The organism is Bartonella eidoli, from assembly GCF_036576145.1.
GTDB lineage: Bacteria > Pseudomonadota > Alphaproteobacteria > Rhizobiales > Rhizobiaceae > Bartonella.
Map to the genome: position 1 here is coordinate 73,370 of NZ_JBAFWX010000001.1, position 12,564 is coordinate 85,933.

Genomic DNA, 12,564 nt, shown 5'->3' on the forward strand with positions numbered 1-12,564 from the left:
GATGACCTCAAAATGAAGAAAAATATTCTCATCATTGGTGCTGGAGGTGTTGCACAAGTTGTTGCGCATAAATGCGCTCAAAATAACGATATTCTCGGTGATATTCATATCGCTTCACGAACACTTAAAAAATGTGAAGCAATCATTGCATCAATTAAAGAGAAAAAAACAATGAAAGTGGAAGGCATTCTTAAAAGCCATGCACTTAACGCAATGGATGTTGCGGAAACTGTACAACTCATCAAAAAAAACAAATGCGAAATTGTTATCAATGTTGGTTCTTCTTTTCTAAATATGTCTGTTCTTTCAGCTTGTATCGAAACAAAGTGCGCTTATATCGATACAGCAATTCATGAAGACCCTTTAAAAATTTGTGAAACACCTCCTTGGTATGGTAATTATGAATGGCCACGACGTGAAGAATGTAAACAAAATAATATAACCGCTATTTTAGGAGCAGGATTTGACCCCGGTGTTGTTAATGCCTATGCAGCTTTGGCACAAACTGATTATTTTGATAAAATAACCGATATCGATATTATTGATATTAATGCTGGAAATCATGGACGTTGGTTTGCCACCAATTTTGATCCAGAAATTAATTTTAGAGAATTTACAGGGCAGGTGTGGTCTTGGCAAAATAAAAAATGGACTGCTAATCAGATGTTTGAAATCAGCCATGAATGGGATCTTCCCATTGTCGGAAAACAAAAAGCCTATATGACAGGGCATGATGAGATACATTCATTATCTAAAAATCTTGACGTTCAGAACATCCGCTTCTGGATGGGATTTAATGAGCGTTATATCACTGTTTTTACCGTTTTAAAAAATCTTGGACTCTTATCTGAACAACCCATTAGAACAGCAGAAGGACAAGAAGTCATCCCTTTAAAAGTGGTAAAAGCCGTCTTACCCGATCCAACTTCCTTAGCACCTGACTATACAGGAAAAACCTGTATTGGAGATATTATTAAAGGTGAAAAGGATGGAAAACCACGAGAAATTTTCATCTATAATATAGCTGATCACAAGAAAGCTTTTAATGAAACCGGAGCGCAAGGTATCTCGTATACAGCTGGTGTTCCTGCTGCTGCAGCTGCAATTCTTGTTGCCACTGATCAATGGGATGTTAAGACCATGGTTAATATAGAAGAGCTACCACCGCGTCCATTCCTCAAATATATTGATGATATGGGACTTCCCACCTTTATAAGAGAACAACAAGAAGATAAAAGGTTACTGTTTTAATGCAAATAAGAAACCGCTTTTTAAAGCGGTTTCTTTTAGTATGCTGTTTTTATTTAATTAATAAAAATAAAAACAACGTCTATACTTCTTTTTCAAAGACATACCAAAGAATCTTTTGAAAATCCCTTTTAAATATGAATCGGTTTTGCAAATGTCGCCAAAGCTGCCTCCCGCACTGCCTCTGATAAAGTAGGGTGAGCATGGCAACACCGCCCTAGATCTTCTGATGACCCACCAAACTCCATCAAAACTGCAATTTCATGAATCATTTCACCAGCACCAAACCCAAGGATATGCCCACCTAAAACTCGGTCTGTTTTTTTATCAGCAAGAATCTTAACAAATCCATCGCTTTTTTGCATCGAACGAGCACGACCATTAGCCATGAAAGGAAATTTTCCAACATTATAATCTATTCCAGCCGCTTTAATTTCTTCTTCTGTTTTGCCTACACTGGCAATTTCTGGCTGTGTATAAACAACACTAGGAATAACATTGAAATTAACATGTCCTTTTTGACCTGCTAAAATTTCAGCAACAGCAATACCCTCTTCCTCAGCCTTATGCGCTAACATTGGTCCTTTAACAACATCACCAATTGCGTAAACTCCAGGAATATTAGTCTGCCAATGCGCATCAATTTCAATAAACCCGCGCTCATCCAACTGAACACCAGCATCCAATAAACCAAGCCCATCCGTATATGGGTAGCGCCCAGTAGCAACTAACACAACATCAGCCTCTAAAGTTTCAGATAAACCACCTTTAACAGGCTCAAAAGTTACCTTTGCGGTTGTATCAGATCTGGTAATATCGGTCACTTTTGCATCAAGCTTATACTCAATTCCTTGTTTTTCCATTAATTTTTGAAACTGCCGAGAAACTTCACCATCCATTGATCCTAAAACTTTATTAAGATATTCAATAATGGTAACTTTAGCACCCAAACGACTCCAAACTGAACCAAGCTCTGATCCAATAACACCAGCACCAACAATAATCATATTAGTCGGCACTTTTTCAAGTGCAAGCGCTCCTGTAGAAGACACAATAACTTTTTCATCAATCTCAACATTTACACCCGGAATACCAGAACTCTCTGCTCCTGTCGCTACAACGATATTTTTTGTTTTAACTGTCTGTTGATGACCATCCCTAGCAATGACATCAATTTGACCTGCGCGTATAATTTTTGCTGTCCCAAAAAAGATATCAACCTTATTCTTTTTCATTAAAAAAGAAACACCACTCGTATTGGCTGTTACAACGGCTTTTTTATGCGCCATCATTTTCTCAAGGTTAAGTTGAGGTTTTGAAACAGAAACACCTATTGATTCAAATCCATGCTGCGCCTCAGCAAAAACCTCTGAAGCATGCAATAACGCTTTAGAAGGAATGCAACCAACATTAAGGCATGTACCTCCTAATGTTGCACGCTTTTCAATAATCGCTGTTTTTAATCCCAATTGTGCTGCTTTTATTGCTGTTACATAACCACCTGGTCCTGCACCAATCACAACCACATCATAAGACATCCTTTTGTCCTTTCATCCTGAAAACTGTACTTTTACAAATCAAGAACAAGGCGTTCTGGATCTTCTAAACTTTCTTTAACACGCACAAGAAAAGTCACAGCCTCTTGCCCATCCACAATACGATGATCATAAGAAAGAGCCAAATACATCATAGGACGTATTATAATTTGACCTCCCACAACTACTGCTCGTTCTTTAATTGCGTGCATCCCTAGAATACCAGACTGTGGTGCATTCAAAATAGGTGTCGACATTAATGACCCATAAACTCCCCCATTTGTAATGGTAAAAGTCCCACCTTGCATATCAGAAACCGCTAACTTTCCATCTCGAGCAAGACGACCTAAGCGACCAATTTCTTTTTCAATTTCTGCCAATGACATTTTATCTGCATTACGAATGACTGGAACAACAAGCCCCTTATCGGTTCCAACAGCAATTCCAGCATTAACATAATTCTTGTAAACAATATCTGTCCCATCAATTTCTGCATTAACAGCAGGCAATTCTTTTAATGCATGGCAAACAGCTTTCGTAAAAAAGCCCATAAATCCGAGCTTAACACTATGCTTCTTTTCAAAAAGATCCTTATAGCGCTTTCGCAACTCCATCACTGCCGACATATCAACTTCATTAAATGTAGTTAACATTGCTGCTGTATTTTGTGCATCTTTAAGACGGCGAGCAATCGTTTGACGTAACTTAGTCATACGAACTCGCTCCTCATGCATTGCGTGAGAAGGAACTTCCTTAGAAGCTACAGCAAGTGTGGAGCTGGAAGCAGATTCTTTTATTCCCTTTTCCAGAACACTCATCACATCTTCCTTAAGAATTTGTCCACGTTTTCCAGAACCAGAGATATCACTTTTTACAATATTATTTTCAGCCATCAATTTTGCTGCTGAGGGTGCAGGAGGCATTGTACTACTATCAGAAGATTTCTCTAATCCAGATGGAGTTTCTGAAGCAGATGTATCAGAAGGTGATAATGATTGAGAAGTACCAACAGCTCCAGCTTCAACCATACCTAAAAGAGCATTCACCTCAACCGTATCGCCTTCCTTTGCAATGACCTCAGACAATTTTCCTGCAACAGGAGAAGGAACCTCAACTGTTACTTTATCAGTTTCTAATTCAACCAAGGGTTCATCTACAGCCACAGATTCGCCAGTTTTTTTAAACCACTTGCCAATTGTTGCCTCAGTAACCGATTCACCTAAAGTAGGAACACGGATTTCAGTAGTCATAATATTTTTCCATACGTCAGAGTAGTCATAAATTAAGAACCTAACGCGTCTTCAAGAAACGCGGCAAGTTGTTCAAGATGTTTCACCATTAACCCAGTAGCCGGTGATGCACTCGCAGGTCTTCCTGCATAACGTGCACGAGGATATTGCGAATTAATATGTAGCAAAACCCATTCCAAATAAGGCTCAATAAATGACCATGCCCCCATATTTTTTGGCTCTTCTTGACACCACACAACTTCTGCCTGTAGAAAACGTGATAATATGTTCACCAAAACTTTTGCTGGAAAAGGGTAAAGCTGCTCAATACGCAGCAAATAAATATCATTAATTCCTCTTTTTTCACGCTCCTCATAAAGATCATAATAAACCTTACCCGTGCAAAGAACAACACGACGAATTTTATTATCTTTCTGTAACTTAATGACAGAATTTTTTAGACACTCCGCGTCATCAAGCAACAAACGATGAAAATTAGTTTCTGGCCCCATTTCACTTAAAGAAGAAACAGCACGCTTATGACGCAAAAGCGACTTTGGCGTCATTAAAATTAACGGTTTACGGAAATCACGTTTAATTTGTCTACGCAAAATGTGGAAATAGTTTGCAGGAGTCGTACAATTAGCAACCTGCATATTATCCTCTGCACACAATTGCAAATAACGCTCTAAACGTGCAGAAGAATGTTCTGGACCCTGACCTTCAAAACCATGAGGCAACAAGCATACAAGCCCCGACATGCGAAGCCACTTGGGCTCTGCAGAAGAAATAAACTGATCAAAAATAACCTGTGCACCATTAGCAAAATCACCAAATTGAGCTTCCCAAATAGTCAAGCCACGTGGTTCAGCAAGCGAATACCCATATTCAAAACCAAGAACAGCTTCCTCTGAAAGCATAGAGTTTACAACTTCGTAAATTGCTTGTCCCTTTTTTAAATTATTTAAAGGAATGTAACGTGCTTCATTTTCTTGATCATAAAGAACTGAATGACGCTGAGAAAAAGTTCCACGTTCAACATCCTCACCGGAAAGACGAACCGGCGCTCCTTCTAAACAAAGAGAACCAAAAGCTAAAGCCTCCGCTGTTGCCCAATCAATTCCTTCTCCAGTTTCAAAAACTTTAGCACGATTATTCAAAAAGCGTTGAATAGTTTTATGAACATGAAAGTTTTGTGGAATCTCAACAAGTTTTTGACCAATTTCCTTTAAAGTTTTTAGCCCCACACCGGTTGTTCCACAATATTGATCATCAACATTACTGGAAGCTTTAAGCCCTGTCCAGCTTCCATCAAGCCAATCAGCCTTATTTGGTTTATAAGAAGCACTTGCTTCAAACTCAACTTCAAGCTTATCGCGCCATATCTTTTTCTGATTTTCAATCTCTTCTAAAGACACCACACCTTCTTCTATCAACTGCTTCCCATACAACTCAAGGGTCGTTTTGTGATTACGGATTGCCTTATACATAAGAGGCTGTGTAAAGGAAGGTTCATCGCCCTCATTATGTCCATAACGGCGATAACAAAACATATCAATCACCACAGGCTTATGGAAAATTTGACGAAACTCTGTAGCTATTTTTGAAACAAAAACAACATCTTCTGGATTATCACCGTTTACATGAAATATTGGCGCATCAATCATTTTTGCTACATCTGATGGATAAGGCGAAGAGCGAGAAAAACGTGGATCTGTCGTAAACCCAATCTGATTATTGATAATAACATGAATAGAGCCAGCAACGCGATAACCTTTTAAACCCGAAAGACCAAAAGTTTCCTGAATAACCCCTTGGCCTGCAAAAGCAGCATCTCCATGAATAAGCAATGGCAAAACCTTTGAACGCTCACTTAATGGAATAATATCTGTACGCGTGGGCCCCACAAGTTGATCCTGCTTAGCACGTGTTTTTCCAATAACAACGGGATCAACGATCTCAAGATGAGATGGATTAGCTAAAAGTGATAAATGGATATTTCTACCATCAAACTCAAGATCAGATGAAGTTCCTAAATGATATTTTACATCACCAGATCCCTCGACATCATCAGGTTTATACGATCCACCTTTAAATTCATGAAAAATAGCCCGATGCGGCTTAGCAAGAACTTGTGAAAGAACATTCAAACGGCCGCGGTGCGCCATTCCTAAAACAATTTCCTGAACACCCAAAGAACTACCACATTTAATAATTTGTTCAAGCGCAGGGATCAGCGCTTCACCACCATCAAGACCAAAACGCTTTGTTCCTTTATATTTTATATCTAAAAACTGCTCAAACCCTTCAGCCTCAATAAGCTTACCCAGAATAGCTTTTTTTTCTTTTTTTGTAATAGAAGCTCTGTTATCTACCCTTTCAATACGTTCTTGAAGCCACGCCTTTTGAGCGGGATCAGAAATATGCATATATTCTAAACCGATAGTTGAACAATAGGTACGATTAAGAATATCAAGGATTTGCGGAATAGTCGCGTATTCCAACCCTAAAGCATTATCAACAAAAATTTGCCGATCATAATCAGCAGGAGTAAATCCATAAGCTTCTGGAGATAGCTCTTTGTAATCTTCCCGCTTTTCAGTTAATTGAAGAGGATCAAGCCGTGCACGAAGATGACCACGCGTTCTAAAAGCGCGAATCATCATAAATGCATGAATAGAATCACGTGTTGCTTGAATAATATCTTGTTCGCCAGCACTTTTTTTCTTTTGAGCAACAGCAGAGGCTGTTTTCTCCTTTAATTTATCATGAAAATGTTTTTCAAGAACAGACCAATCACCATCGAGAGCAGAAACCAACTCTCCATTTTCCTTTAACGGCCAATTATCACGTTGCCATGTAGCTCCTTCAGCGTTTTTTAACACATCTTCTTTATTATCTTCAAGCGCTTCAAAAAAAGCACGCCACTGTGAATCTACATTGCTGGGATTTTTCTCATATTCTGCGTAAAGTTGATCTATATAATCAGCATTTCCACCATACAGAAATGACGTTTGTGCAAAAAGACTATTTATATCGTCCTTCCTTGCCATATAACTCTCCGGAATAGCGATTCCGTCTCCTTTTTTCTTCTCGACATTTCATTGCTTACAAGAGCAAATGAGGGTTAAAAAAACTTCAAAAATTTTTTACTTCTTCCTACTAATTTTCACCTAGATAAGAACAATCCCTATCTAGATGAAGCTTTTTCTTATCCCCGTAAAACTGACATCAGAGTTTTACCTATTTTTGAAGGTGAAGGAGAAACATAAATCCCTGCAGATTCCATTGCAGCGATTTTATCTTCTGCACCACCTTTTCCACCAGAAATAACTGCACCAGCATGACCCATTGTACGTCCCGGAGGAGCGGTACGGCCAGCTATAAAACCAACGACTGGCTTTTTACGACCTTTTTTTGCTTCATCTTTGAGAAACTGTGCCGCGTCTTCTTCAGCGGATCCTCCAATTTCACCAATCATAACAATAGATTCGGTATCATCATCAGCCAAGAACATTTCCAACACATCAATAAATTCAGTACCTTTAACAGGATCTCCACCAATACCAATAGCTGTCGTCTGCCCCAAACCTTCTTGACTTGTTTGGAAAACAGCCTCATAGGTTAAGGTTCCTGAACGGGACACCACCCCAACAGATCCTTTTCTAAAAATAGAACCAGGCATAATACCAATCTTACACTCACAAGGAGTAAGAATACCCGGACAGTTTGGGCCAATTAAACGTGAATTTGACTGCTCTAATTTAACCTTTACCTTGATCATATCCATAACCGGTATGCCTTCTGTAATACAGACAATTAAACCGATCTCTGCTTCAATAGCTTCGATGATAGCTTCAGCAGCTCCTGCAGGAGGAACATAAATAACAGAAGCATCAGCTCCTGTTTTTTCTTTACCTTCAGCAACAGTGGTAAAAATAGGAAGAGTTTCACCTTTTAATCCCGTCCATACTTCGCCTCCCTTTTTAGGATTAATACCACCAACCATTTTTGTACCGTGGTAAGCCAATGCTTGCTCTGTGTGAAAAGTTCCTGTTTTTCCTGTAAGCCCTTGAACCAGAATTTTTGTATTCTGATGAATAAGAATCGACATGGCTTAAGCTCCTTTCACAGCTGCAATAATTTTTTGAGCAGCATCATCTAAATCATCAGCAGAAATAACATTTAAACCACTGTCGTGGATGATAGTTTTACCCTGTTCAACATTAGTACCCTCAAGACGAACAACTAAAGGAACTTTTAAACCAACCTCCTTAACAGCAGCAACAACACCTTCTGCAATAATATCACAACGCATAATACCACCAAAAATATTAACCAAAATTCCCTTAACATTTGGATCAGCAGTGATAATCTTGAAAGCAGCAGTCACTTTTTCTTTTGAAGCGCCACCACCAACATCAAGGAAATTAGCAGGCTCAGCTCCATAAAGCTTGATAATATCCATAGTTGCCATGGCAAGACCTGCACCATTTACCATGCAACCAATTGTACCTTCAAGGGCAACATAAGCAAGGTCATACTTGGATGCTTCAATCTCTTTTGGATCTTCTTCTGAGATATCACGCAATTTTAAAATATCTGGGTGACGAAACAAAGCATTATTATCAAAAGAAACTTTTGCATCAAGAACACGTAAACGACCATTCTTCATGACAATAAGCGGATTTATTTCAAGAAGGCTCATATCTTTTTCACAAAAAGCCTTATAAAGAATTGGAAAAAGTTTTTCACCATCTTCACGTGCACTATTATGCAAATCCAATGCATCACAAAGCTTTTTACAATCATCAGAGGTAATGCCCCGCGCAGCATTAATAGGAAGAGTTAATATTTTCTCTGGAGTTTTTTCAGCAACTTCTTCAATATCCATCCCCCCTTCCGTTGAAACAACAAAAGCAACCTGACCAACTGTCCTATCAACTAGAAGCGAAAGATAAAGCTCCCGTTCTATATCAGCACCATCTTCAATATAAATACGATTTACTTGTTTACCTTCTGGACCTGTCTGCTTGGTTACCAAAGTTTTACCAAGCATTTCTTTTACATTAGCAGCAACCTCTTCAACTGACTTTGCAAGCCGAACACCACCTTTTGAATCAGGGCCAAGCTCTTTAAACTTTCCTTTACCACGACCACCAGCGTGAATTTGACTTTTAACCACATAAAGTGGCCCAGGCAGTTTTTTTGCCCATTCTTCCGCTTGCTCTACAGAATAAACAGCAACACCGTTTGCAACTGGTGCTCCATATTCATGAAGCAGACGTTTGGCCTGATATTCATGGATATTCATTTACTTGTCCTTTTCTTTTACGGATCACCCAATTGATCCCCGAATTATCATAACATTTAGATACTCTGTTTCCATGAACAGAACCTTGCTCAATTTATTTGAGACCAGGTACAATTGCGATACAAGATTCACAAAGTTTTTGTACCGCATTTACTGACTTCTCGAAGGCATCTTTTTCATTCTGATCAAGATCAATTTCAAATATTCTTTCAACACCATTCGCACCAATAACAACGGGAACGCCAACATACGTACCCCTAAACCCATATTCACCTGAAAGATAAGCCGCTACAGGAACAACCCGCTTAGTATCTTTCAAGTAAGCTTCAGCCATCGAAACAGCAGAAGCTGCTGGCGCATAAAAAGCAGAACCTGTTTTTAACAAACTAACAATTTCCGCTCCACCATCACGAGTACGCTGAATAATTTGATCAATCCTCTCCTTTGTCGTCCAACCCATTTTCACAAGATCAGGCAAAGAAATACCACCAACGGTCGAATAGCGCACTAAAGGCACCATTGAATCTCCGTGTCCTCCTAAAACAAACGCCGTTACATCTTTAACAGAGACATTAAACTCTTCAGATAGAAAATAGCGAAAACGTGCTGAATCCAAAACACCAGCCATACCAACCACTTTATGCGTTGGAAGACCAGAAAACTTTTGTAACGCCCATACCATTGCATCAAGAGGGTTGGTAATACAAATAACGAACGCTGAAGGCGCATATTTTTTTATACCAGCACCAACTTGTTCCATTACTTTTAAATTAATTCCTAAAAGATCATCACGGCTCATACCAGGTTTTCGAGCGACGCCTGCTGTTACAATAACAACATCAGCACCTTCAATTGCTTCATAAGAATTAACACCTGTCAAACTGACATCAAAACCTACAATTGGTGAAGATTCTGCAATATCAAGAGCTTTACCCTGTGGCATTCCTTCTGCAATATCGAATAAAACAACATCACCAAGTTCTTTTAGCCCAATCATATGTGCTAACGTACCACCAATCATACCCGAACCAATAAGAGCTATTTTCTTTCGTGCCATTTTATTTTTTCCTAACGTTAGACAATTCAGCGCGCAACTGTTAGCGCTAGCATATTGAATACTTTCTTTGATTTTAATCCTACCTTTAACAATATCATCAAAAAGAGGAAGGTATGAAGTCTGTTATATTTCTTCTTATTTTAAATAAAAGCCTTCCATACAAATAACTATTAAAAGCCCGCTATAATGTAGGGATAAAATGAATTAAAAAAAAATACAACAAAATTATTGCATTGTATTTAAATTCAAAGAGTTATTGTTTTTGCAGTTTACGTAAAGGTAAGGTAACAATCACCTTTTCTTTTCCAAAATAAATCGTTCTGCCCAAATATTTAAATAATCTTGACTTTGCATTTCAAAAAGACGCGATTGAGTTCTTTGAAACTCGAATGTTTCAGTTGTCTTGGCATGTCCCTCGTGCAAACACTCAAATTTAGCAGCAGCCGACATGAACAATCTTATATGACGTTCATAAAGAACATCGATCAGTAAAATAAACCTTTTCATTTCATTGCGACACGTGTCATCCATCACTGGTACGTTATCAATAAAAATCGTATTATAGCGCTCTCCTAAAGCTAAATACTCAGCTGCAGCCAAAGGCTTGACACATAAATCTTGATAATCAAAACGTGCACAATCTGCTCCAGAGCGAGGAATATAAATAGGACGTCCTTTTACGAAGATTTTATCCGATACTTCTTTTTGCCCCTGCAACACTAGCATCCACGCTTGATCCATATGCTTATCTGCTTCCAAGCCCAATGGTGTTATATACACATGTTGCGGATTTGACTTTTCAAGGCGATAATCCGTTTTTGCATCAAGATTAATAACGCGAACATGTTCTTTCAAAACTTGAATAAAAGGTAAAAAAAGCTGTCTATTTAAACCATTATAGTAAAGATCATCAGGAGCAACATTTGAAGTAGCAACGAATACAACTCCCTGATCAAATAAAGCAGACACAAGGCGCCCTAGAACCATAGCATCAGCAATATCTGTTACACTAAACTCATCAAAACAAAGAATTTGTGCTTCCCGTGCTAAATCTTTTGCAACAGCCAAAATAGGATTATCTTGTCCAGTCTTTGAATTTTTTGATGCTTGGCGATGAGTATTAATGCGGTCATGTACACTGGCCATAAAATCATTAAAATGAGCACGTCTTTTATGATTTTGTGACAAGCAAGAAAAGAACAAATCCATTAACATGGTTTTTCCTCTTCCTACTGCACCATAAATATATAACCCTTGACAGGAACCGTGTATACGATCTTGCTTTGAAGCATAAGCATGAATTTTCTTTTTTTTCTTAAAGAAACGCCAAAACGCCCAATTACGAGATACTTTTTGTTCCACAATATTTTTTAATAAATCATCAAAATGTTCCGCTAAAGTCAATTGAGCTGCGTCAAAACTGATTTTTCCTTTAGAGACTAACTCCTTATAACGTGTTGAAACTAAAATCATCCAAGCAACCTTTTTAAAAACCGTTTTTAATGAAATTTATTTTTAGGTATAATTATACTTTTTTTTCACACACGGCTAAAAACGATTTAACGACTTAAAACAACTGGATAGTTATCAAGTGTATATCCCTCAAAATGACTAAAATCCGAAGAATAAAGAGAAACAACAATACGACCTAGATTATCATAGAAATATAATTTCTTTCCTTTAGTCTCCCATGATTTTACTCGAGAAACAACTCCAGGGCAACGTAAAGGAGCAGCGCGGTACCCTCGACCAAATTTGGTTTGTGGCGTAGCAATTCGACAAACCTGGCCACCTACAGAAAGATTCCATACTCCTGCAATACTTGCAGGAAATAACTCAACAGCATTGCCTGGCAACTCAAGGTTAGCCATTACGGCATCACTACGAGAATATTCTTTTTTATGACCTGGAGTATCCGTTATCTCAGCTTTGGATGAATAAGGTACTGCAGAATTAGGCATATCAATTGTTAATGTTTGCTGAACAGGATAAAAAACTTCTGGCGTATTGTTTTGATTATTATTCTTAAGATGCGTTGATAAACAACCGCTTAAGATAGTTATAGTTGGTATTGCAACAAAAAGCGAAATTTTTGAAAATATCATATTTATACTCTTTCCCACGACAGTAAATAAATCCATCCCCAAATAGTGAATATTTATCTAAGACATATTACAAAGA

At 38.2% G+C, this 12,564-nt stretch carries 9 protein-coding genes; 1 reads left to right on the forward strand and 8 read right to left on the reverse strand.

The window, feature by feature from the left end; all coding sequences use genetic code 11:
- Positions 1 to 12: 12 nt before the first annotated feature.
- Positions 13 to 1,251, forward strand: coding sequence for a saccharopine dehydrogenase family protein (locus V5N68_RS00355; protein ID WP_332065212.1), 1,239 nt, complete (start codon positions 13 to 15; stop codon positions 1,249 to 1,251).
- A 128-nt stretch (positions 1,252 to 1,379) separates the two neighbouring features.
- Here V5N68_RS00355 and lpdA read toward each other — a convergent pair whose 3' ends face one another.
- The 8 genes from lpdA to V5N68_RS00395 all read right to left on the reverse strand — a co-directional run bounded on the left by lpdA (position 1,380) and on the right by V5N68_RS00395 (position 12,488).
- A complete protein-coding gene (lpdA, locus tag V5N68_RS00360; RefSeq protein ID WP_332065213.1) occupies positions 1,380 to 2,786 on the reverse strand; it encodes a dihydrolipoyl dehydrogenase in 1,407 nt (468 codons plus the stop codon).
- Positions 2,787 to 2,818: 32 nt separating this feature from the next.
- Positions 2,819 to 4,033, reverse strand: a complete 1,215-nt coding sequence (odhB, locus tag V5N68_RS00365; RefSeq protein ID WP_332065214.1) for a 2-oxoglutarate dehydrogenase complex dihydrolipoyllysine-residue succinyltransferase — start codon at positions 4,031 to 4,033, stop codon at positions 2,819 to 2,821.
- A gap of 32 nt (positions 4,034 to 4,065) precedes the next feature.
- A complete protein-coding gene (locus tag V5N68_RS00370; protein ID WP_332065215.1) occupies positions 4,066 to 7,065 on the reverse strand; it encodes a 2-oxoglutarate dehydrogenase E1 component in 3,000 nt (999 codons plus the stop codon).
- A 158-nt stretch (positions 7,066 to 7,223) separates the two neighbouring features.
- Positions 7,224 to 8,126: a succinate--CoA ligase subunit alpha gene (sucD, locus tag V5N68_RS00375; protein WP_332065216.1), complete on the reverse strand. Its 903-nt coding sequence runs from the start codon at positions 8,124 to 8,126 to the stop codon at positions 7,224 to 7,226.
- Between the two features lie 3 nt (positions 8,127 to 8,129).
- Positions 8,130 to 9,326 (reverse strand): ADP-forming succinate--CoA ligase subunit beta, encoded by a 1,197-nt coding sequence (gene sucC, locus V5N68_RS00380; protein ID WP_332065217.1) that lies wholly within the window; start codon positions 9,324 to 9,326, stop codon positions 8,130 to 8,132.
- 94 nt (positions 9,327 to 9,420) lie between these two features.
- Positions 9,421 to 10,383, reverse strand: coding sequence for a malate dehydrogenase (gene mdh, locus V5N68_RS00385; RefSeq protein ID WP_332065218.1), 963 nt, complete (start codon positions 10,381 to 10,383; stop codon positions 9,421 to 9,423).
- Positions 10,384 to 10,674: 291 nt separating this feature from the next.
- Positions 10,675 to 11,856: a cell division protein ZapE gene (gene zapE, locus V5N68_RS00390; protein WP_332065219.1), complete on the reverse strand. Its 1,182-nt coding sequence runs from the start codon at positions 11,854 to 11,856 to the stop codon at positions 10,675 to 10,677.
- Between the two features lie 86 nt (positions 11,857 to 11,942).
- The gene (locus tag V5N68_RS00395; RefSeq protein ID WP_332065220.1) at positions 11,943 to 12,488 is read right to left on the reverse strand and encodes an AprI/Inh family metalloprotease inhibitor; all 546 of its coding nucleotides are present in this window, start codon (positions 12,486 to 12,488) and stop codon (positions 11,943 to 11,945) included.
- Between the last annotated feature and the right edge of the window lie 76 nt (positions 12,489 to 12,564).

Excerpts from the sequence above, each read along its gene's own strand:
- V5N68_RS00355 (WP_332065212.1), top strand. The coding sequence starts at position 13 with ATGAAGAAAAATATTCTCATCATTGGTGCTGGAGGTGTTGCACAAGTT.
- lpdA (WP_332065213.1), bottom strand. The coding sequence starts at position 2,786 with ATGTCTTATGATGTGGTTGTGATTGGTGCAGGACCAGGTGGTTATGTA.
- odhB (WP_332065214.1), bottom strand. The coding sequence starts at position 4,033 with ATGACTACTGAAATCCGTGTTCCTACTTTAGGTGAATCGGTTACTGAG.
- V5N68_RS00370 (WP_332065215.1), bottom strand. The coding sequence starts at position 7,065 with ATGGCAAGGAAGGACGATATAAATAGTCTTTTTGCACAAACGTCATTT.
- sucD (WP_332065216.1), bottom strand. The coding sequence starts at position 8,126 with ATGTCGATTCTTATTCATCAGAATACAAAAATTCTGGTTCAAGGGCTT.
- sucC (WP_332065217.1), bottom strand. The coding sequence starts at position 9,326 with ATGAATATCCATGAATATCAGGCCAAACGTCTGCTTCATGAATATGGA.
- mdh (WP_332065218.1), bottom strand. The coding sequence starts at position 10,383 with ATGGCACGAAAGAAAATAGCTCTTATTGGTTCGGGTATGATTGGTGGT.
- zapE (WP_332065219.1), bottom strand. The coding sequence starts at position 11,856 with ATGATTTTAGTTTCAACACGTTATAAGGAGTTAGTCTCTAAAGGAAAA.
- V5N68_RS00395 (WP_332065220.1), bottom strand. The coding sequence starts at position 12,488 with ATGATATTTTCAAAAATTTCGCTTTTTGTTGCAATACCAACTATAACT.